Genomic DNA, 21,337 nt, shown 5'->3' with positions numbered 1-21,337 from the left:
CCCGGCTCCCCCGGCCCTTCCGGTGAGCCGGGAGCCACCCCCGCCTTTGGTGTCGTGTGTTGCGTTACGGGGGTGATCGGACGCACGAGTGTCCGCCCGGTCCCGGCTCCGGCCGGAAGGCAGGCCCCACCCCGGGCGTCAATAACCGATGCCTCAATTCGCCCATATGGGCGATGATGCGGTGTAGTACCACCAGGCGGCCATATGGTTCGACCACGTCATCTCCGACGAGTCGTAGCCATTCGCGCACGGACCGGCATATACGGGAATCGAGGGCGGTACGTATGCCCGGGTACCTGTCCCCTCAGCATCTGCCCCTCGTCGACGTGCGCGCTCACCCGCCCGCCCTGGAGTACGCGATGACCGAAGTCACCGAAACACCCGTCCCGACCTGTCCGTTCGATTTCAGCGAGGGGCTGGACTTCGATCCGGTGCTCGCCGACCTCGCCCAGCGCCCCATCACCCGCATCCGGCTGCCCTACGGAACGGCCGACGCCTGGCTGGTCACCGGGTTCGAGGGGGTCCGGCAGGTGACGACCGACCACCGGCTCAGCCGGGCCGGGATCATGGGACACGACTATCCGCGGCTGACGCCGGAGCCGATCGTCTCCCCCGAGTCGGTCAACGTGATGGACCCGCCGCGCAGCGCCCGGCTGCGCCGACTGGCCTCGCAGGCGTTCACCAAGCGGCATGTGGACCGGATGCGGCCCGCCATCGAGTCCATCGCGGACTCGCTCCTCGACGAGATGGCCGAGCGGGGCGCGCCGGCCGACCTCGTGCACCACCTGTCGGACCGGCTGCCCCAGCACACGATCTGCGAACTGCTCGGCATCCCGGCCCAGGACCGGCCCCTGATGCAGGAGTACGCGCACCGCCTGCTGGCCACGGCCCCCGAGGCACGCAAGGCCGCGGCGGGCGCCAAGGCGAGTCTGCGGGAGTACTTCGGCGAGCTGGTGCTCGAGCGCCGGCGCGCCCCGGGTGAGGACCTGCTCAGCGCGCTGGCCGCCGCCAAGGACGGGGACGACGTCTTCGACGACCAGGAGCTGGCCGTCATGGCGCTCACGCTCATGCTGAGCGGGCACGACACGGCGACCTGCGAGATCAGCAACATCTCGTACCTGCTGCTGACCCGCCCCGAGCTGATGGCCCGGCTGCGGGAGAGGCCCGAGACGCTGACACCGGTGCTGGACGAGCTGCTGCGTTACATCCCCTTCCGCAAGGGGGTGGGGATCCCGCGGGTGGCCCTGGAGGACGTGGAGCTGCTGGGCGCGCGGATCAAGGCCGGCGACTTCGTGCACGTCTCGTACCTGACGGCCAACCGGGACCCGGAGCGGTACGCCGACCCGGACGTGATCGACGTGGACCGGCCGCCGAGCCCGCACATGACGTTCGGCTGGGGCGGACACCGCTGCATCGCCGCCCCCCTCGCCATGGCGGAGCTGGAGGCGACCATCGGACGACTGGTGGCCCGCTTCCCCGCGCTGCGGCTCGCGGTGCCCGCCGAGGAGGTGCGCTGGGACACGGAGACGATCCGGCGCTTCCCGCACGAGCTGCCGGTCGCCTGGTAGGAAGCCGGCCGGGAGCCGGCGGGCCGCAGGCCGGGAGCGGGGCCGGGGGCTCGTACGGGTGATCGACCCGACAACCCCGCCGGACAGCGGGCGGATTACGATCTGGGCAGGTCCGGCACTGCGGCCCGGCCTGCGACCGGAGATCCGACGGGGCAGGGCCGCCGAGCACCCGGCGTCGAAGGGAACGAACCACATGTCACGGCCCATCACCGTCGTCACGGGCGGCAGCCGGGGTATCGGCGCCGCGACCTGCCGCCGGCTGGCGGCGGACGGGCACGACATCGTTCTGGCCCACATCACGAACAGCGCGGCGGCGGAGGAGACGGCGACGGCCGTACGGGCGGCGGGGGCGCGTTGTGTCACGGTGCGGGCGGACACCTCCGACGAGGCGGACGTGGAACGGCTCTTCGACACCGCCGCGGCCGAACTCGGGCCGGTGACGGGGCTGGTGAACAACGCGGGCGTGACCGGCCCGCTCGGCGGGCTCGCGGACGCCACCACGGATAACCTGCGCCGGGTCGTGGAGGTGAACCTGCTGGGCTACCTGTTCTGCTGCCGCCGGGCCGCCCGGGACATGACGGCGCTCGGCCGGGGCTCGATCGTCAACGTCTCCTCGGCCGCCGCGACGCTGGGCAGCCCCGGGGAATACGTCCACTACGCGGCGACCAAGGCGGCGACGGACGCGCTGACGGTCGGTCTGTCGAAGGAACTGGGACCGGCGGGCGTCCGGGTCAACGGGGTGGCTCCCGGCGTCATCGACACCGGGATTCACGCCGCGATGGGTGACCCGGACCGTCCCGTGCGGGTCGCGTCCCGCATCCCGCTCGGCCGGGCGGGCGAACCGACCGAGATCGCCGGGGCCGTGGCCTGGCTGCTCTCGCCGGACGCCTCGTACACCACGGGTACGGTCATGCGGGTCTCCGGCGGACTCTAGTGCCGCGTCAGCCAAGGCTGACGCGGCACTAGAAGGTCGGACGCGGGAGCCGGCCCGTGGCCCGACGGTGCCGTCAGGCGCCCCGCATGGACAGCGAGCGGAGGATGAGCGAGAGACCGTAGTCGAAACGCTCGTCGAACGTTCCGCTCTCGAAGTGGCCCACCACCCGGTTCAGCGCGGGATAGCTCACCGGCCCCACCGCCCCGCCCAGCCGGTGGCCGCCCGCCTCCGGCGCGGCCTGCTCCTCCTGGACCAGGCCCAGGACGAAGTAGATGACGGTGAAGCAGGCCCACGCCGCCTCCCGCTCGGAGAGTCCGCCGTCGAGCAGCGCCCGTACGACCTCCTCGGCCGCACCGAGCGTGGCGGGCTCGGCGACGTACGTACCGGCCACGACCGCCGCACCGTCGCGGTGGGCCAGCAGGGCACGCCGGTAGCGGTGGGCGAGTTCGCGCACCCGCGCCTCGCACGGCTCGGGCAGGTCGTCCAGCGAGACGCCTGCCACGATCGCGTCCGCCATCAGGTCGAGCAGGCGGGCCTTCGACTTGGCGTGCCAGAGCACCGTGTTCATCCGCACACCCAGACGCTCGGCGATGGCGCGCATCGAGACCGCGTCCATCCCCTTCTCGTCGAGCAGCTCCAGCGCCGCCCGCACCACGGTGGCGGTGTCGAGCCGCGCCTTGGCCGAGGCGCCCGAGGAGGCGTCCGGAGAGGCACCCGACGAGGCGTCCGAAGAGGCGTTCGATTGATTTTTGGTCACTGACCTAGTCTACTGTCGCAGTCATCATTGGTCACCGACCAAGAGAGAGGTCACGCATGCATCCGACCGCGGAAGAGGTCGTCGTCGTCGGCGGCGGCCCCGTCGGACTCTGGCTGGCCGCCGAACTGCGCCTGGGCGGGGTGGCCGTCACGCTCCTGGAGACCCGCGAGGAACGGAATCCGCACTCGAAGGCGCTCACCCTCCATCCCCGGACCCTGGAGATCCTGGCGTTCCGCGGCGCGGCGGAACCCCTCCTCGCCGAGGGCCGGCCCATCCCGAACGGCCATTTCGGCTCGCTGGACGACCGGATGGACTTCGGCGCGCTGGACACGCCGTTCCCGTACACGCTCGCGCTGCCCCAGGCCCGTACCGAGGAACTGCTGGAGGCACGGGCCCGGTCGGCCGGGGTACGGATCCGGCGCGGCCACCGGGTCACCGGCCTCGTCCAGAAGGCGGACGCGGTCACGGTGACGGTGGAGGGGCCCGGGGGTGAGACGTACCCGCTCCGGGCGCGGTACGCCGTCGGCTGCGACGGCACCCGCAGCACCGTCCGCGAGGCGGCGGGCATCGGCTTCCCCGGCACCGACGCCACGGTGTGGGGCTGGCTCGCCGACGTCTTCCTGGACAGCCCGCCGCCGGGCCCCGGCCTCAGCGTGTCCAACAGCGAGGGCGGGATCATGGCATTGCGGCTGCCGGGCGGGCTGTACCGATTCGTCGGCGCCACCCGCGAGGACATGGGGGCGCGTCCGGCCGCGGCACCGACCCTGACGGAGCTGCGGGCCAAGATCGCCCGGGTCGCGGGCGACGACTTCGGCATGCGCGACCCGGTCTGGCTTTCCCGCTTCGGCAACGCGACCCGGCAGGCCGCGCGCTACCGCGCCGGGCGCGTGCTGCTCGCCGGGGACGCGGCGCACACGCACTTCCCGGCCGGGGGCGTCGGGCTCAACGTCGGTCTCCAGGACGCCACCAACCTCGGCTGGAAGCTGGCGGCGGTCGTACGCGGGACGGCGCCGGAGAGTCTGCTGGACAGCTACCACGACGAGCGGCACCCCGTCGGCGCGGAGCTGCTGGAGAGCACCCGCGCGCAGACCGCGCTGATGACGGCCTTCACGCCGGAAGGGCAGGCGCTGCGCGCGTTCCTCGGCCGGCTCATCGCGACCAATCCCGCGTTCTCGCGGGACCTGGCCGAACGGCTGTCGGGGCTCTCGGTCGCGTATCCGCCCGCGCGCGGGACGGCAGGGTGGGGGACGGCAGCGCGGGGGACAGCGGGGCCCGGGGCCGCGGTGGCGGTGGACGTACACCCGCTCGTCGGCCGGCGCGCACCGGACCTGGCGTTCGCCGGGCGGGACAGCGACGGCCACGGCGAGGGCGCGGAGACTTCATTGTTCACTCTGCTGCACGCGGGCCGTCACGTTCTGCTCGACCTCACCGGCGAGGCTGGTGACGCGCTCGCGGCCCCGTCCGGCCCCTCCTCCGGCCTCCCTGTCCCGGCCGGGAGAACCGTCGTACACCACGCGCCCCTGGCACGTCCGCACCCCGGCTGGTCCGGCGTACGGTCCGCTCTCGTCCGTCCCGACGGGCACGTGGCCTGGGCGACCGGCTGACGACTGGGCGGACCGGACGACTGGGCGGACCGGACGACTGGGCGGACCGGACGACCGCGCGCGGGCCATCACGCGGACCGGCCCGCACGGAAGCGTCTCCGTGCGGGCCGGTCCTTGGCGGGGCCACAGGTGTGGGGAAAGCACCCGGCCCCGCTCATTCGCGAAGGTTCATGCGGTTGTCCGGGACCGTGTGTCCGGGACCCGGGGCCCTCAGACCCCGGCCTTGTCCCTGCCCTTGTCCAAGTCGGCGCCGGCAGGCTCCACCGGGGCGGCGGCCTCGGCCTCCGCGGGGCCACCGTGACCGTCGTCCACCAGGGTCTTCTCGTCGAACGGAATCTTCCCGGCCAGCACCTGCTCCGCCCGCTCCTTGTCGAACTCCTTCGTCCACGTGCCGATCAGGACCGTGGCGACCGCGTTGCCCGCGAAGTTCGTCATGGCGCGCGCCTCGCTCATGAAGCGGTCGATACCGACGATCAGGCCCACGCCGTCGACCAGCTCCGGCCGGTGCGACTGGAGGCCGCCGGCCAGCGTGGCCAGGCCGGCGCCGGTGACGCCCGCCGCGCCCTTGGACGCGATGATCATGAACAGCAGGAGCGAGAGCTGCTCGCCGATGGAGAGCGGGTCGCCCATGGCCTCGGCGATGAAGAGGGAGGACATCGTCAGGTAGATGGCGGTGCCGTCCAGGTTGAACGAGTAGCCGGTCGGCACGGTGATACCGACGACGGGCTTGCTCACGCCGACGTGCTCCATCTTCGCGATCAGACGCGGCAGCGCCGACTCGGAGGAGGAGGTGGAGAGGATCAGCAGGAACTCGCGGCCCAGGTACTTCAGCAGCGAGAGGATGTTGATGCCCGAGACCACCCGGAGCAGCGCGCCCAGCACGAGGAAGACGAAGAGGGCACAGGTGACGTAGAAGCCGATCATGATCATGGCCAGCGACTTCAGCGCGTCGAGGCCCGTCTCGCCGACGACCGCCGCGATGGCACCGAAGGCACCCACCGGCGCGGCCCACATGATCATGGCGAGGATCCGGAAGACCAGCCGCTGGATGTGCCCGATGCCGCGCAGGATGGGCTCGCCCGACGAGCCCATGGCCTGGATGGCGAAGCCCGCGAGCAGCGCGATCAGCAGCGTCTGGAGGACGGAGCCCTCGGTGAAGGCCGAGACCATCGTCGTCGGGATGATGCCGAGCAGGAAGTCCGCGGTGGACTCGCTCGCGCCGCCCGCCTGGGCGGCGCCCGCGCTCCGGGCGGCCTCCGTGATGTGCAGGCCGGAGCCCGGCTCCAGGATGTTGCCGACGACCAGGCCGATGGCGAGCGCCACGGTCGACATGATCATGAAGTAGCCGAGGGCGAGCCCGCCCACGGCGCCGACCTTGGCGGCCTTCCTGACCGATCCGACGCCCAGCACGATGGTGCAGAAGATGACCGGGGAAATCATCATCTTGATGAGGTCGACGAAGCCGGTACCGAGCGGCTTCAGCTCGACAGCCACACCGGGAGCCGTGAAGCCCACGAGAATGCCGAGCAGTACAGCGGCGATCACCGCGATGTACAGGTAGTGGGTACGGTCCCGTTTTGCAGCGGCCACGGGTCCTCCTTGACTCGTCCCTGGGGTGACCCCCGGTCCCTGTCCCGGATTCCCTGTCCCGAAGGGGGTCCCGAGGACTATCCACCACAGCTGTGACGCCGGTCACCCTTACGTTCATTTCGTTCATATGAATCCGGCCAGGCATTCTTGTTGCATGCACCTGCCCCGACCGCGCAGCCTCGCCGGTCAGCTGTTCGCCATGCAGGTCGTGCTCGTCGCGGCCGTGGTGGCCGGATGCGCTCTGTTCGCCTACCTCACGGGCCGCGACCAGGCGGAGGACTCGGCGCGCAAGGAGGTGCTCGCCGCGGCGCACTCGCTGGCCGATTCCCCCTCTGTACGGGAGGCCATCCGCGAGCCCGATCCGACCGCCCGCCTCCAGCCGTACGCGGAGCGGGTACGGCACGACACCGGCATCGACTTCATCACGATCATGAACCCGAAGGGGATCCGCTGGACGCACCCCGACCCGGACGAGATCGGGATGCGTTTCCTGGGCCGTACGGAGCCAGCGCTGCGCGGCAAGACCTTCACCGAGACCTACACCGGCACGCTCGGCCCCTCCATACGGGCCGTTACGCCGATCAGGGACGGCGGCCAGATCACCGGCCTGGTCAGCGTCGGCATCACGGTGGACCGGGTGTCCTCGCAGGTGACGCGGCAGGTCAAGATGGTGTCGCTGATGGCGGGCGGGGCGCTGGTCCTCGGCGGCGCGGGTACGTACGTGATCAACGCGCGGCTGCGCCGGCACACCCACGGGATGAACGCGACCGAGCTGAGCCGGATGCACGACTACCACGAGGCCGCGCTGCACGCCGTCAGCGAGGGACTGCTGATGCTCGACGGCGGACGGAGAATCGCGCTGATGAACGACGGCGGCCGGGAGCTGCTGGGGCTGGACGAGTCCGCCGTGGGCCGCCCGGTCGCGGAGCTGGGCCTGCCCGCGTCGCTGACCGGCGCGCTGCTGGCCTCCGAGCCGCGTACGGACGAGGTGCACCTGACCGCCGACCGGGTCGTGGTGGTCAGTACGCGTCCGGTGGTGGGCGGCGAGCGGCACGGCACGGTGGTCACCCTGCGCGACCACACCGAGCTCCAGGCGCTCTCCGGCGAGCTGGACTCCGAGCGCGGTTTCACCCAGGCACTGCGTTCACAGGCGCACGAGGCGGCCAACCGCCTGCACACGGTCGTCTCGTTGATCGAACTGGGCCGGGTGGAGCAGGCGGTGGACTTCGCCACGGCGGAGCTGGAGCTGGCGCAGGCGCTCACGGACCGGGTGGTCGCGGCGGTCGGCGAACCCGTCCTCGCCGCGCTGCTGCTGGGCAAGGCGGCCCAGGCCAACGAGCGCGGGGTGGAGCTGGTGCTGACGGACGAGAGCCGGATCGACGACGGGGTGCTGCCGGCGTCGCTGCCGGACCGCGACCTGGTGACCATCCTCGGCAATCTGATCGACAACGCGGTGGACGCGGCGCAGGGCGGCGAGGGCGCGCGGGTCACGGTGACCGCGCTGGCCGAGGACGGGGAGCTGCTGCTGGGCGTGCGGGACACGGGCGCGGGGGTGGCACCGGACGCGATGGACGACGTCTTCCGGCGCGGCTGGTCGACGAGGGGACCCGGACGCGGGCTGGGCCTGGCGCTCGTCCGGCAGGCCGTGCACCGGGCGCGGGGGACGGTGGCGCTGGCGCGGGGCGCGGAGGGCGGTGCGGAGTTCACCGTACGGCTGCCGCTGGACGGCCGCCGGGGGCCGGCGGCGACCGTGCCGTCCGTCGCGGCAACGCCCGCGACCGTGACAACCGCGGCCGCGACCGGCATGACGGAAACAGGCGGCGCGAACGTGAACGGCACGGGCGGCTCGAACGGCTCGGACGGCGCGCACGTGGACGGCGCGGGGACGGAGGTGCGGCCATGAGCATGGACGCGCGGGGTCCGTCGGGCTCGTCGGTACCGTCGAGCGGTGCGCAGGGTCCGTCCGGACCGTCGGGCGCGTCGAACGCGCCCGGCCGCCCCGGGCCCTCGGGGCCCTCCGGCAGCCCCATCAGGGTGCTGGTGGTCGAGGACGACCCGGTCGCGGCCGACGCCCATCAGCTGTACGTGGGCCGCGTACCCGGGTTCAGCGTCGAGGGCGTCGCCCACTCGCGCGTGGCGGCCGGCCGGCTGCTGGACCGTACCGACATCGACCTGATCCTGCTCGACCTCTACCTCCCCGACGGCCACGGCCTCCAGCTGCTGCGCAGCCTGCGCGCGGCCGGGCACCACGCGGACGTCATCGCCGTGACCTCGGCGCGGGACCTCACGGTCGTACGGGAGGGGGTCTCGCTGGGCGTGGTGCAGTACGTCCTCAAGCCCTTCACCTTCGCCACCCTGCGGGACCGGCTCACGCGGTACGCCGAATTCCGCGCGGCGGCCGGGGAGGCGAGCGGCCAGGAGGAAGTGGACCGGGCCCTGGGCGCCCTGCGCGCGCCGCAGCCGTCCTCGCTGCCCAAGGGCCTGAGCGCGCCGACGCTCGAGGCGGTGACCCGGACGCTGCGCGCGTCGGTCGAGGGACTGACGGCGGCCGAGGCGGGCGCCCTGGCCGGGATCTCACGGATCACGGCACGCCGGTATCTGGAGCACCTGGTCACGAGCGGCCGGGCGGAGCGGAGCCCGCAGTACGGGCACGTGGGGCGGCCCGAGTTGCAGTACCGGTGGGTCTCGACGACGCGCTGAGCCGACGCGTGCGCCGACCGGATCCGCGCGGACCTGACTGACCTGCCCCGGCCCGGGCCAGGGCCCGGCGCGGCATACGCACGAGTGCGTGCCGCGTGCACCCGTACGGCGCACGGCGGGCCCGGTGCGCCAGGGGGCGCCAACTCCTCTCCTTTGCAAGGGGATTGACCTTCCTCCCGGCCCGGTCCTACGGTCGCCGAGCGGCCCGTGGCGGCTCAGCGGCTCGGCGGGCGGCTCCCAGCGGCTCAGGAGGACGTCGTGCCCGTGCGCCCCACCGCCCCACTGCTCCTCGCCGGCGTGCTCGCCGCCTGTTCCCTCGCCACCGGGTGCGGTGGCGGATCGGGCGGCGATCCGGACACGGTGAAGGTCGCGTACAACCGTTCCACGGACAACAAGGTCCGGTTCAAGGACGCGTTCCTGGAGTCCGTGAAGAAGCAGTTCGAGCGGGCGCACCCGGGCAAGAAGGTCCAGCTCGTCCCCATCCAGGCGCCGGACAACGACTACGCGACCAAGGCGCAGCAGATGATGCGGTCGCCGAAGACCGCGCCGGATCTGGTCTACGAAGACACGTTCCGTGTCAACGCCGACATCGAGGCGGGCTACCTGCGGCCGTTGGACGACTACCTGGCGAAGTGGCCCGCCTGGGGGCAGTTCGTCGACACGGCGAAGGCGGCGGCGCGGGCGCAGGACGGCAAGACGTACGCCGTGCCGGACGGCACGGACACGCGGGGCCTGTGGTTCAACAAGAAGATCTTCGCGCGGGCGGGCCTGCCGGCCGACTGGCAGCCCAGGACCTGGGCGGAGGTCCTGGACGCGGCGCGCACGGTCAAGCGGAAGGTTCCGGGCGTCATCCCGCTGAACGTCTACACCGGCAAGGCGGCGGGCGAGGCGGCCGTCATGCAGGGCTTCGAGATGCTGCTGTACGGCACCGGGGAGCGGGGCGAGGACCCGCTGTACGACGCGAAGGCCAAGAAGTGGGTGGCGGGCGGCAAGGGCTTCCGTGACGCGCTCGGGTTCGTCCGCACGGTGTACGCGGAGAAGCTCGGCCCCGAGGTCTCCGACGCGCTGGACCCCAATGTCGGTACGCGCGTGGGCACGGAGTGGTTCCCGGAGGGGAAGCTGGCGATCTCGCTGGACGGTTCCTGGCTGGGCCAGTTCTGGCTGGAGGGGGGATCCAAGGGCTGGCCCGGCTGGTCGGAGGAGCTGGGGCAGGCGGCGATGCCCACGCGCACCGGCCGGCCGCCGGGAAAGGTGTCGATGTCGGGCGGCTGGGCGTGGGCGATCCCGCGGCGGGCGAAGAACCCGGATCTGGCGTGGGAGTTCCTGAAGACGATGCAGACAAAGGACAACGCGGTCCGGTGGGACATCGTCGACGCGCAGGTCGCGGTGCGCGAGGACGTGGCCGCCGACCGCCGCTACCTGACGTCGATGCCGGGCATCGAGTTCTTCACCGGCCTGGTGCGACACACCCACTACCGCCCGGCGCTGCCGGTGTATCCGCAGGTCTCGGCGGCGATCGGCGAGGCGATGGAGACGGTGACGACGGGCGACGGCTCGCCGGAGCAGGCGGCGAAGGAGTACGACGCCCAGTTGACGACGCTGGTGGACGGCGCGGTGGTGAAACGGTGAGGCGGCAGGGCGCCCTCCACGGTGGTGAGGCGGGAGGACATCGCGGTGGTGGGACGGTGAGGCGGGGCGACGTCGCGGTGGGGCGCGCGTGACGGGGGCCGCCGCCCCGGCGCGCGGCGCCGGCGCGCTGACGACCGGACCCGCCGGGGCCCGGCGCGCACGGCGGCGGTTCCTGCGCTGGCTGCCCCTCGCGCCCGCCACCGTCCTGCTGCTGCTCTTCCTCGCGGGCCCCATCGTCTACTGCGTCTGGATCGCCTTCACCGACGCCCAGCTGACCGGCTCCGCCGGTGCCGATTTCGTGGGCCTGGCCAACTTCCGGCGCGCCTTCGCCGACGCGGACTTCCGTAACGCGGTCCTGCTCACCCTCGTGTTCACCGTCGTCTCCTCGATCCTCGGCCAGAACACGCTCGGCCTGGCCCTGGCCGGACTGATGCGCGCCGCCTCGCGCCCGGTCCGTACGCTCACCGGCGGGCTGGTGATCGCCGCGTGGGTGCTGCCGGAGATCGTCGCGGCGTTCCTCCTCTACGCGTTCTTCCGCCGGGAAGGCACCCTGAACGCGATCCTGGACCAGCTCCATCTCCCCTCCCAGAACTGGCTGTTCACACTGCCGATCCTGGCGGTGTCCTTCGCCAACGTCTGGCGCGGCACGGCGTTCTCCATGCTGATCTACTCCGCCGCGCTCGCCGAGATCCCCCGGGACGTCACCGAGGCGGCGCAGGTGGACGGAGCGGGCGGGGTGCGGCGGGTGTGGCACATCACCCTGCCGATGATCCGCCGCTCCATCGGCACGAACCTGATGCTCAACACCCTCTCGACGCTCTCCGTCTTCGGCCTGATCTGGGCGATGACGCGCGGCGGCCCCGGCAACCGCAGCCAGACGCTGCCGGTGTTCATGTACGACCAGGCGTTCCTCAAGAGCCTGATCGGGTACGGGACGGCGGTGGCGCTGCTCCTGCTGCTCGTCGGCGCGCTGTTCTCGCTGGTCTACCTGCGCCTGATGAAGGTGGAGGTGTGACGTGCCGAGCCCACGCGTCGGGGACGGACGCCTGCCGAACCGGCACCGCCGGGGCCGCCTCGCCGCCGACGGGGCCCTGCTGCTGACCGCGGCGGCGTTCGCCCTGCCGCTCCTCTGGCTGGTGCTCGCCTCCGTGGACGGCGAGGCGGACCTGCGCGTACGGGCGCCCGCCTCCCCCACCACGGACAACTACGCCGCCGTCCTCACCGACGAGATCACGTTCACGCCGATGCTCAACAGCCTGATCCTGTGCGGCGGCGCGACCCTGCTGACGGTGGTCTGCGCGGCCCTCGCGGCCTATCCGCTCTCCCGCTACCGTTCGCGCCTGACCCGGCCGTACCTGCTGACGGTCCTGTTCACGACCTGCCTGCCGATCACGGCGGTCATGGTCCCGGTGTACGGACTGTTCGTCCAGGTCGATCTGGTCGACACGCTCCACGGCACGGCGCTGTTCCTGGCCACCTCCCAGCTCCCGTTCTCCATCTGGCTGATGAAGAACTTCATGGACGGCGTGCCCACGGTCCTGGAGGAGGCGGCCAGGACGGACGGCGCGTCCGGCCTCCAGACGCTGACCCGGGTGGTGCTGCCGCTCATGGGGCCGGGCCTCGCGGTGGTGACGATCTATACGTTCATCCAGCTCTGGGGCAACTTCTTCGTCCCGTTCATGCTGCTGCTCACGCCGGAACAACTGCCCGCGTCCGTCTCGGTCTTCACGTTCTTCGGCAACTACGGGTCGGTGATCTACGGGCAGCTCGCGGCGTTCTCGATCCTGTACTCGGCGCCGGTGCTGGTGCTGTACGTCCTGATCTCGCGCCGCCTGGGCGGCGGCTTCGCCCTGGGCGGCGCGGTGAAGGGCTGAGAGCCGGCAACGGAATCTCCGCCGGCCCTCGGCCCTCGGTCCCCGCCCCTCAGCGGGTACGTTTCGGCGCCGCCCCGCGCGGTTTCCTCGCGAGGGCGGTCACGGAGGCGATCGTGAGGATCAGCCCGAGCACCCCGATCCCCGCGAGCGCGACGACGTCGAGCGTGTCCGCCCCCGCGCCCGCGCCCCCGACGGCGCCCGTGATGCCCGCGACGGACGCGAGGATGCCCAGGACGAGGGTCCGGTGATTGCTGAGGAAGGCCTCGAAAAACGTTCTGTTCCCCGGTCCGGTGTCCGGCCGGTCGCCGCCTCGGGGCTCCGTGCCCCGCCGGTCGCCTCGGGGTCCCATGTGTTCGCTCACTTCCAATGCACCTTGCCCGGATCCTTGGGGGCCATGATCTTCGCGTCGGGCCCCTCGGACGCGTGCTGGGCAGGCGTGTAGTAGAAGTCGAGCCCGGTCGCGACCACGGCGGCCGGAAAGCCGAAGATCTTCCCTCCGACATTGCCCACTTTGTTCATCAGGGTCGGTTTGCGGTGCCGTCCGCCGCCACCGGAGGTCGCCAACAACTCGGCCTCCATGCCCGCCAGGTACGCCGGCATGCCGCCGAGGAAGTACGTCTTGGCGTCGGCCCACTTGCCTTTCTGGAGGCTGTCCGCACTGTTCAGCCAGGACCGGTAGCCGAGGAACTCGGCCGCCGGTTTGAGGGTGTCGCTGCCGAACTTGCCCTTGGAGGCGTTGTCCAGCCTGGTCTGGATCTCCTGGTCGGAGATCTCCTTCAGCGAGATCTTCTCGCCGGTCTGCCGCGCGCTCTGCTCCCGGCTCCGCCGCGCCTCCGCGAGGCCCGTCGGAGCCGCCGGGAAGAATCCCGTGCCGTAGCACTCGCTCAGCTCGCGCAGGGACCAGCGGAGGGTCGTATCAGCCTCCTCGGCGTCGTCGACGGCCTGTCGGGTCCTGGTCCGGTACGACTCGACCGTGGGCTGGTACGACTTGTTCAGCGGCCCCAGCTGCTCGGGCTCCACCTTGTCGGCGTCCACGTACACCGAGCCGTCGGCCGCGTTGAGCGAGAGATGTTCGTGGCCCGCGACCTCGTCCGCGATGTCGTCCAGTACCTTCTTCGTCCTGCGGAATTCCTTGAGGCAGGCCTGGAGGAAGGTGTGGATGTTCTTCGCTTCGGATTCCGCGTGGTCGATCTCGTACTCGAGGGTTTCGAGTTCGGTGCACGCCGCTTCCGCCGTGTCCCCTTTCCAGTCGGACTCCCGCAGCCCCTTGGCCACCTCGGTGCGGAACGTGCTGCCGGCCTCTCCGATCTGCCCGGGCAGCTTGCCCCAGGCGTCGACCGCCGTCGAGAACGTCGCGAGGTCGACGCCCCTCACGTCCTTGTACGTCAGCGTCATGCTTCCCCCTAGATGACGTCGCCGGGCTTGTACGTGTACTCCTTCTTGAAGGACTTCTTGCGCTCGTCCTCCTCGTCGTCGAAGGAGTCCGCCGCCGATCGCAGGGCCGTCGCCAGCCCGTCCTTGCCGATCTGGCCGGCCACGTACGCGGCGCCCTTCTTCCAGGAGGTGATGAAGTCCGCGAAGGCCTCGTCACACGAGAAGCCCCTCATGGAGCCCGGCACCTCGGACGTCGTCGTCACGGCGCTCTTGTGGGCGTCCCGGAACTCCTTGGCCGCCTTGTTCTCGGCCTTGCCCGCGCGACCGCGCAGCACGGAAGGTGTCACATGCAGCTTCTTCTTCGTTCCCCGGTCGCCGCCACCGGCCGAGTCGAGCCGCGTTCCCACGTCCTGCTCCGCCTGGGCGTCGGCCTTGTGCCGGGCCCATTCCTCGTCAAAAGACATCAGTCCCCCGTTCGTCCGGCTACGGTGCGCCCGCCTCGAACAGCTGCGTGGCGGATGCACGCATACCCATGCACCGTAACCCGATGATCCGTTCGGGCGCACACCCCCTTCGGGCGCGCCCGCGACCACCGCACCGGAAGACGAACCGCCCCTTCAGCAGGCGCACCGAACCGTCACAGGACGCACCGATCGTTCAGGACGCACACCGAATCCTCAGAAGACGGACTCCGCCTCGAACATCCGGTCCTCCGGCACCGTCTTGAGCCGCGTCACCGCCTCCGCCAGCGGCACCATCTCCACCGCCGTGCCCTTCAGCGCCGTCATCTTCCCGAACTCGCCCCGGTGCGCCGCCTCCACCGCGTGCCAGCCGAAGCGGGTGGCCAGGACGCGGTCGTACGCCGTCGGGGTGCCGCCGCGCTGGACGTGGCCGAGGATCACGGGGCGGGCCTCCTTGCCCAGCCGGCGTTCCAGCTCGGCGGCCAGGCGGTTGCCGATGCCCTGGAAGCGCTCGTGGCCGAACTGGTCGATCTCGCCCTTGCCGTACTCCATGGACCCCTGCGCCGGGTGCGCGCCCTCGGCCACGCAGATCACCGCGAACTTCTTGCCCCGGGAGAAGCGCTCCTCGACCATCTTCACCAGGCTGTCCACCTCGAACGGCCGCTCCGGCAGGCAGATGCCGTGCGCGCCGCCCGCCATGCCCGACTCCAGCGCGATCCAGCCCGCGTGCCGGCCCATGACCTCGACCACCATCACCCGCTGGTGGGACTCGGCCGTGGTCTTGAGGCGGTCTATGGCCTCGGTGGCGACCGTGACCGCGGTGTCGAAACCGAAGGTGCGATCGGTGGAGGAAATGTCGTTGTCGATGGTCTTCGGCACGCCCACGACGGGCATCCCCGCGTCCGACAGCAGTCGCGCCGCGGTCAGCGTGCCCTCGCCGCCGATCGGGATGAGCGCGTCGATGCCGTAACGGCGGGCGAGCTGGGCGCAGTTCTCCGCGGCCTCGCGCAGCCGCCCGCGCTCCAGCCGGGCCGAGCCCAGGATCGTGCCGCCACGGGCGAGGATGCCGCTGACGGCGTTGAGGTCGAGGGGGCGGAAGTGGCCGTCGAGCAGGCCCTTGAACCCGTCCTCGAAGCCGATGACTTCGTCTCCGTGCCCGGTCATGGCCCGGTGCACGACCGACCGGATCACTGCGTTCAGGCCGGGGCAGTCGCCGCCTGCGGTGAGAACTCCGATACGCATCGTGCTGTATCTCCTGCTCGCTAGTGCTGTGGATTCCCGGGGTCGGGGCTCCGGCCCCGCACAGGATCCGGCCCCACGCATGAGCCGGCCTCGCGTATGAACCGTCCCCGCGCATGAGCCGCTGTCCGATCCTCCCACGGGTGATGCGCACCACGTACCGGCGCGAAGGCCCGGGCCCGGCTCGTACCCCCGTACCGCGCGGGGTATACACCACAAGGCGCCTTTATCACCCCCAGAGGTATTGTCAAGGGGGCATCGCCACCCTAATGGAAATTTTTGTCCAGACATGAGTTCGCATATACCGGGACCTCGCCCGGGCCTCGGGGCGCGCCCCCGTACGGCTCGCCGAGCCGTCCCACGAGTACGGACGGGAGAGCGCGCGTGACGCGGAGCGTGTACGTGACCGGGATCGACCGGGGGGACGGCCGCCAGGTCGTGGAGCTGGGAGTCATGGAACTCCTGACACGGCAGGTGGACCGGGTGGGGGTGTTCCGGCCCCTCGTCCACGACGGGCCCGACCGGCTCTACGAGCTGCTGCGCGCCCGCTACCGGCTTTCGCAGGACCCGGCGGACGTGTACGGGCTCGACTACCACGAGGCGTCCGCCCTCCAGGCCGAGGAGGGCACGGACGCACTGGTGTCCCGGCTGGTCGAGCGGTTCCACCGGGTGGCGCGGAACTACGAGGTGGTGCTCGTCCTCGGCACGGACTTCGCCGCCACCCAGCTGCCCGACGAGCTGTCGCTCAACGCGCGGCTCGCCAACGAGTTCGGCGCCTCGGTGATAGCCGTGGTCGGCGGCAAGGGCCAGAGCGCGGAGTCCGTCGCGGCCGAGGCCCGCAACGCCTACCGCGCCTACGAGGCCCTGGGCTGCCACGTCCTGACCATGGTGGTCAACCGGGTGGCCCCGGGCGACCGGTCGGCGATCGCCGAGGCCCTGACCGACCAGCCGCCCGTCCCCACCTACGTCCTGCCGGACGAGCCGGCGCTGTCCGCGCCGACCGTCGCGCAGGTCACCCACGCGCTGGGCGGAAAGGTGCTGCTGGGCGACGACTCCGGGCTCGCCCGCGACGCGCTCGACTTCGTCTTCGGCGGCGCGATGCTGCCGACCTTCCTCGCCGCCCTGACCCAGGGCTGCATGGTGATCACCCCCGGCGACCGGGCCGACCTGGTGGTCGGCGCCCTCGCCGCGCACTCGGCGAGCACCCCGCCCATCGCGGGGGTCGTCCTCACCCTGGACGAGCGGCCCGACGAGTCCGTCCTGGCCCTGGCCGCGCGGCTCGCGCCCGGCACGCCCGTGATCTCGGTGCCGGGCGGCTCCTTCCCGACCGCCGCCGAGCTGTTCGGCCTGGAGGGCAAGCTGAACGCGGCCACGCCGCGCAAGGCCGAGACCGCCCTCGGCCTGTTCGAGCGCCATGTCGACACCGCGGATCTGGTGGCCAGGATGTCGGTGGCGCGCAGCGGCCGGGTGACGCCGATGATGTTCGAGCACGACCTGCTGGAACAGGCCCGGTCGAACCGCCGCCGGGTCGTCCTGCCCGAGGGGGCCGAGGAGCGCGTGCTGCGCGCGGCGGACGTGCTGATCCGCCGGGGCGTGTGCGACCTGACCCTGCTCGGCGACACCGACGTCATCCGGAAGAAGGCGGCGGACTTCGGCATCGACCTGGGCGACACCCAGCTGACCGACCCGGTCACCTCCGAGCTGCGCCAGGGCTTCGCCGAGCGGTACGCGGCGCTGCGCGCGCACAAGGGCGTCTCGGTGGAGCTGGCGTACGACGTGGTCTCGGACCCGAACTACTTCGGCACGCTGATGGTGGCGGAGGGCCTGGCCGACGGCATGGTGTCCGGCTCGGCGCACTCGACGGCCGCGACGATCCGACCGGCCTTCGAGATCATCAAGACCCGGCCCGACGCGTCGATCGTCTCGTCCGTGTTCTTCATGTGCCTGGCGGACAAGGTGCTGGTGTACGGCGACTGCGCGGTGAACCCGGACCCGGACGCGGAACAGCTCGCGGACATCGCCGTCCAGTCCGCCGCGACCGCCGCCCGCTTCGGTGTCGAACCGCGCATCGCGATGCTCTCGTACTCCACCGGCACCTCGGGCTCCGGCGCGGACGTCGACAAGGTGCGGGAGGCGACCAAGCTGGTCCGCTCCGCCCGGCCCGATCTGCGGATCGAGGGCCCGATCCAGTACGACGCGGCCGTGGAGCCGTCCGTGGCCGCCACGAAGCTGCCGGACTCGGAGGTGGCGGGGCAGGCGACCGTACTGGTCTTCCCGGACCTGAACACCGGCAACAACACCTACAAGGCCGTCCAGCGCTCGGCGGGCGCGGTCGCGGTCGGCCCGGTGCTCCAGGGGCTGCGCAAGCCGGTCAACGACCTCTCGCGCGGCGCGCTGGTGCAGGACATCGTCAACACGGTCGCGATCACGGCGATTCAGGCGCAGGGCGAGCCGGCGTGAGCACGTCGGCCGACGACACCGTAAGAGGTCGCGCGGCTGCCGGGCCCCCGGGCGCCGCCCGCACGGCTGCCGACGCCTCCATACCCGCCGGGGGCGACACCACCGCCTCGGCCGGGGGCGCCATTTCCGCCCGCTCCGTGGGTAGCCGCACCACCGGACACACCCGTATCAGCACCAGCACCAGCACCAGCACCAGCACCAGCACCAGCACCAGCACAGAAGGCGCCACCTCCGTGACCGAGAGTTCCCGACCCACCCGAGTCCTCGTCCTCAACTCCGGCTCCTCCTCCGTCAAGTACCAGCTCCTGGACATGGCGGACAGCTCGCGCCTGGCGGTCGGGCTGGTCGAGCGCATCGGCGAGGAGACCTCCCGGCTGGTGCACACCCCGCTCACCGGCGGTCCCGACGGGGCGGGCAAGCGCGAGCGCACGGGCCGGATCGCGGATCACACCGCCGCGCTGAGGGAGGTCGCGGACGAGCTGGCCCGGGACGGGCTCGGGCTCGACTCCCCCGAACTGGCGGCCATCGGCCACCGGGTGGTGCACGGCGGGCTCAAGTTCAGCGAGCCGACCGTCGTGGACGACGCCGTGTGCGCGGAGATCGAGCGGCTGGTGCCGGTGGCGCCGCTGCACAACCCGGCGAACCTGACCGGCATCCGTACCGCGCGCGAGCTGCGTCCCGACCTGCCCCAGGTCGCGGTCTTCGACACCGCGTTCCACACGACCATGCCCGAGCACGCGGCCCGCTACGCGATCGACATCGAGACGGCCGACGCCCATCGCATCCGGCGCTACGGCTTCCACGGCACCTCGCACGCGTACGTCTCCCGCAGGACCGCGGAACTGCTGGGCAAGGACCCCGCCGACGTCAACGTGATCGTGCTGCACCTGGGCAACGGGGCGTCGGCGTCGGCGGTCGCGGGCGGCCGGTGCGTGGACACCTCGATGGGACTGACGCCCTTGGAGGGGCTGGTGATGGGTACGCGCTCCGGGGACATCGATCCCGCGGTGACCTTCCACCTGGAGCGCGTGGCGGGAATGTCCACGGACGAGATCGATGAACTTCTCAACAAGAAAAGCGGTCTGGTCGGTCTCTGCGGGGACAACGACATGCGCGAGATACGCCGCAGGGTCGACGAGGGCGACCCGCGGGCCGCCCTCGCCTTCGACATCTACATCCACCGGCTGAGGAAGTACATCGGCGCCTACACGGCGGTGCTCGGCCGGGTGGACGCGGTGGCGTTCACGGCGGGCGTCGGGGAGAACGCGGCCGCCGTACGGGAGGCCGCCGTCGCGGGCCTGGAGGCATTGGGCCTGGCAGTGGACGCCGAGCGCAACGCCGTACGGTCCGACGAGCCCCGGATCGTCTCGCCGGACTCCGCCGGGACCGTGGTGGCCGTGGTCCCGACCGACGAGGAGCTGGAGATCGCCGCGCAGACCTTCGCACTGGTCGGCGGGGACCGCGCGGGCGGTGAGAACCGGGCCCGCGCGGGTCGGGCGGACGACGCCTGAGCGGCCCCCCGCCCATTTGTATCTTCCGCCAGACGGAATATTCCGAGTCGAAACAAACCGATAGGATCCGCCTCATGCGCCGTTCCAAAATCGTCTGCACGCTGGGCCCCGCCGTCGACTCGTACGAGCAGCTGAAGTCGCTCATCGAGGCCGGTATGAACGTGGCCCGTCTGAACATGAGCCACGGAAGCCACCCGGAGCACGAGGACCGCTACCGCCGCGTGCGGGAGGCGGCGCAGGACACCGGCCGCGCCGTGGGCGTCCTCGTGGACCTCCAGGGGCCCAAGATCCGTCTGGAGACCTTCGCCGAGGGTCCCGTCGAGCTGGTGCGGGGCGACGAGTTCACCATCACCACCGAGGACGTCGCCGGCGACAAGTCGATCTGCGGCACCACCTACAAGGGCCTGCCCGGTGACGTCTCCAAGGGCGACCAGGTACTGATCAACGACGGCAACGTCGAGCTGCGGGTGGTCGACGTCGAGGGCCCCCGGGTCAGGACGATGGTCATCGAGGGCGGGGTCATCTCCGACCACAAGGGCATCAACCTGCCCGGCGCGGCCGTCAACGTGCCCGCTCTCTCCGACAAGGACGTCGAGGACCTGCGCTTCGGGCTGCGGATGGGCTGCGACATGGTCGCCCTGTCGTTCGTCCGGGACGCCCACGACGTGGCGGACGTCCACAAGATCATGGACGAGGAGGGCCGCCGGGTCCCCGTCATCGCCAAGGTGGAGAAGCCGCAGGCGGTGGCCAACATGGAGGCCGTCGTCGCGGCCTTCGACGGGGTGATGGTGGCGCGCGGCGACCTGGCCGTCGAGTACCCGCTCGAGAAGGTCCCGATGGTGCAGAAGCGGCTCATCGAGCTGTGCCGCCGCAACGCCAAGCCGGTGATCGTGGCGACCCAGATGATGGAGTCGATGATCACCAACTCCCGCCCCACCCGCGCCGAGGCGTCCGACGTCGCGAACGCGATCCTGGACGGCGCGGACGCGGTCATGCTCTCGGCGGAGTCGTCGGTCGGCGCGTATCCGATCGAGACGGTCAAGACGATGTCGAAGATCGTCGCCGCCGCCGAGGAGGAGCTGCTCTCCAAGGGCCTCCAGCCGCTGGTCCCGGGCAAGAAGCCGCGCACGCAGGGCGGTTCCGTGGCCCGCGCCGCCTGCGAGATCGCGGACTTCCTGGGTGGCAGGGCGCTGGTCGCCTTCACACAGTCCGGTGACACGGCCCGCCGGCTGTCCCGCTACCGCGCGTCGCAGCCGATCCTCGCCTTCACCACGGACCATGCGACGCGCAACCAGCTCGCGCTGAGCTGGGGCGTGGAGTCCTTCATCGTGCCGTGGGTGGCCAGCACGGACGAGATGGTCGACCTCGTGGACGAGGAAGTGCTCAAGCTCCAGCGGTACGGCGAGGGCGACATCATGATCATCACGGCGGGCTCGCCCCCCGGGGTCCCCGGCACGACGAACATGGTGCGCGTGCACCACCTGGGCGGCGGCTCCGACACCGCGACCGCCTGACGTCCGCCTGACCCCCTTTCAGCTCCCCTGGGCCCCGTCGGCGTCCCGACACCGGCGGGGCCGAGCGCGTTCTCGGTCCTGCCGGTGGGCGACGTCCACGTACGGGAGTTAGCGCTGGGACA

At 71.6% G+C, this 21,337-nt stretch carries 18 protein-coding genes; 11 read left to right on the top strand and 7 right to left on the bottom strand.

The window, feature by feature from the left end; genetic code table 11:
• Positions 1-359 precede the first annotated feature (359 nt).
• Together IG02_RS0119380 and IG02_RS0119375 are read left to right on the top strand one after the other, a co-directional pair.
• Entirely contained in the window at positions 360-1,568 is a 1,209-nt protein-coding gene (locus IG02_RS0119380) for a cytochrome P450 (protein ID WP_030749356.1), read from the top strand.
• Between the two features lie 193 nt (positions 1,569-1,761).
• Positions 1,762-2,502 carry an SDR family NAD(P)-dependent oxidoreductase gene (locus IG02_RS0119375; protein WP_030749355.1) on the top strand — a complete coding sequence of 247 codons (741 nt, stop codon included), beginning with the start codon at positions 1,762-1,764 and terminating at the stop codon, positions 2,500-2,502.
• Between the two features lie 73 nt (positions 2,503-2,575).
• Here the strand turns inward: IG02_RS0119375 and IG02_RS0119370 are convergent, their stop codons facing one another.
• On the bottom strand, positions 2,576-3,157 hold the full coding sequence (locus tag IG02_RS0119370) for a TetR/AcrR family transcriptional regulator C-terminal domain-containing protein (protein WP_037803543.1): 582 nt from the start codon (positions 3,155-3,157) through the stop codon (positions 2,576-2,578).
• A 158-nt stretch (positions 3,158-3,315) separates the two neighbouring features.
• Here IG02_RS0119370 and IG02_RS0119365 point away from each other — a divergent pair, with 158 nt between their 5' ends.
• Entirely contained in the window at positions 3,316-4,863 is a 1,548-nt protein-coding gene (locus IG02_RS0119365; protein WP_030749350.1) for an FAD-dependent monooxygenase, read from the top strand.
• Between the two features lie 210 nt (positions 4,864-5,073).
• Here IG02_RS0119365 and IG02_RS0119360 read toward each other — a convergent pair whose 3' ends face one another.
• Positions 5,074-6,453, bottom strand: coding sequence for a cation:dicarboxylate symporter family transporter (locus IG02_RS0119360; RefSeq protein ID WP_051765323.1), 1,380 nt, complete (start codon positions 6,451-6,453; stop codon positions 5,074-5,076).
• Between the two features lie 154 nt (positions 6,454-6,607).
• Here IG02_RS0119360 and IG02_RS0119355 point away from each other — a divergent pair, with 154 nt between their 5' ends.
• The 5 genes from IG02_RS0119355 (at position 6,608) to IG02_RS0119335 (ending at position 12,656) form a co-directional block, all read left to right on the top strand.
• A complete protein-coding gene (locus IG02_RS0119355; protein ID WP_078854614.1) occupies positions 6,608-8,356 on the top strand; it encodes a sensor histidine kinase in 1,749 nt (582 codons plus the stop codon).
• Complete coding sequence (locus tag IG02_RS0119350; protein ID WP_078854613.1) at positions 8,353-9,153, top strand: response regulator; 801 nt, start codon at positions 8,353-8,355, stop codon at positions 9,151-9,153. Before IG02_RS0119355 ends, IG02_RS0119350 begins: the two co-directional genes overlap by 4 nt.
• A 264-nt stretch (positions 9,154-9,417) precedes the next feature.
• A complete protein-coding gene (locus tag IG02_RS0119345; protein ID WP_030749341.1) occupies positions 9,418-10,782 on the top strand; it encodes an extracellular solute-binding protein in 1,365 nt (454 codons plus the stop codon).
• A 127-nt stretch (positions 10,783-10,909) separates the two neighbouring features.
• Positions 10,910-11,797 (top strand): carbohydrate ABC transporter permease, encoded by an 888-nt coding sequence (locus IG02_RS0119340; protein WP_030749340.1) that lies wholly within the window; start codon positions 10,910-10,912, stop codon positions 11,795-11,797.
• 1 nt (position 11,798) lies between these two features.
• Positions 11,799-12,656 (top strand): carbohydrate ABC transporter permease, encoded by an 858-nt coding sequence (locus IG02_RS0119335; protein WP_030749339.1) that lies wholly within the window; start codon positions 11,799-11,801, stop codon positions 12,654-12,656.
• 49 nt (positions 12,657-12,705) lie between these two features.
• Here the strand turns inward: IG02_RS0119335 and IG02_RS0119330 are convergent, their stop codons facing one another.
• The 4 genes from IG02_RS0119330 to IG02_RS0119315 all read right to left on the bottom strand — a co-directional run bounded on the left by IG02_RS0119330 (position 12,706) and on the right by IG02_RS0119315 (position 15,733).
• Positions 12,706-13,017: a hypothetical protein gene (locus IG02_RS0119330; protein WP_158712339.1), complete on the bottom strand. Its 312-nt coding sequence runs from the start codon at positions 13,015-13,017 to the stop codon at positions 12,706-12,708.
• Positions 13,014-14,051 (bottom strand): hypothetical protein, encoded by a 1,038-nt coding sequence (locus IG02_RS0119325; RefSeq protein ID WP_030749333.1) that lies wholly within the window; start codon positions 14,049-14,051, stop codon positions 13,014-13,016. Before IG02_RS0119325 ends, IG02_RS0119330 begins: the two co-directional genes overlap by 4 nt.
• A gap of 8 nt (positions 14,052-14,059) precedes the next feature.
• On the bottom strand, positions 14,060-14,494 hold the full coding sequence (locus IG02_RS0119320) for a type VII secretion target (RefSeq protein WP_030749331.1): 435 nt from the start codon (positions 14,492-14,494) through the stop codon (positions 14,060-14,062).
• Positions 14,495-14,707: 213 nt separating this feature from the next.
• Entirely contained in the window at positions 14,708-15,733 is a 1,026-nt protein-coding gene (locus IG02_RS0119315; protein WP_030749328.1) for an ATP-dependent 6-phosphofructokinase, read from the bottom strand.
• 381 nt (positions 15,734-16,114) lie between these two features.
• Here IG02_RS0119315 and pta point away from each other — a divergent pair, with 381 nt between their 5' ends.
• A complete protein-coding gene (pta, locus tag IG02_RS0119310) occupies positions 16,115-18,190 on the top strand; it encodes a phosphate acetyltransferase (RefSeq protein WP_030749327.1) in 2,076 nt (691 codons plus the stop codon).
• On the opposite strand, the gene IG02_RS41645 is transcribed toward pta, so the two are convergent.
• The gene (locus IG02_RS41645; RefSeq protein ID WP_158712338.1) at positions 18,156-18,407 is read right to left on the bottom strand and encodes a hypothetical protein; all 252 of its coding nucleotides are present in this window, start codon (positions 18,405-18,407) and stop codon (positions 18,156-18,158) included. The two genes, pta and IG02_RS41645, sit on opposite strands and share 35 nt — an antisense overlap.
• 16 nt (positions 18,408-18,423) lie before the next feature.
• Between IG02_RS41645 and IG02_RS0119300 the strand changes: the two genes are divergently transcribed.
• Together IG02_RS0119300 and pyk are read left to right on the top strand one after the other, a co-directional pair.
• The gene (locus tag IG02_RS0119300; RefSeq protein WP_030749321.1) at positions 18,424-19,701 is read left to right on the top strand and encodes an acetate kinase; all 1,278 of its coding nucleotides are present in this window, start codon (positions 18,424-18,426) and stop codon (positions 19,699-19,701) included.
• A gap of 74 nt (positions 19,702-19,775) precedes the next feature.
• Complete coding sequence (gene pyk / locus IG02_RS0119295) at positions 19,776-21,215, top strand: pyruvate kinase (RefSeq protein WP_030749318.1); 1,440 nt, start codon at positions 19,776-19,778, stop codon at positions 21,213-21,215.
• Positions 21,216-21,337: the final 122 nt, after the last annotated feature.

This window comes from Streptomyces sp. NRRL F-5135, from assembly GCF_000719775.1.
Taxonomy (GTDB): domain Bacteria; phylum Actinomycetota; class Actinomycetes; order Streptomycetales; family Streptomycetaceae; genus Streptomyces; species Streptomyces hebeiensis.
This window is presented reverse-complemented; position numbering and strand designations above follow the sequence as displayed.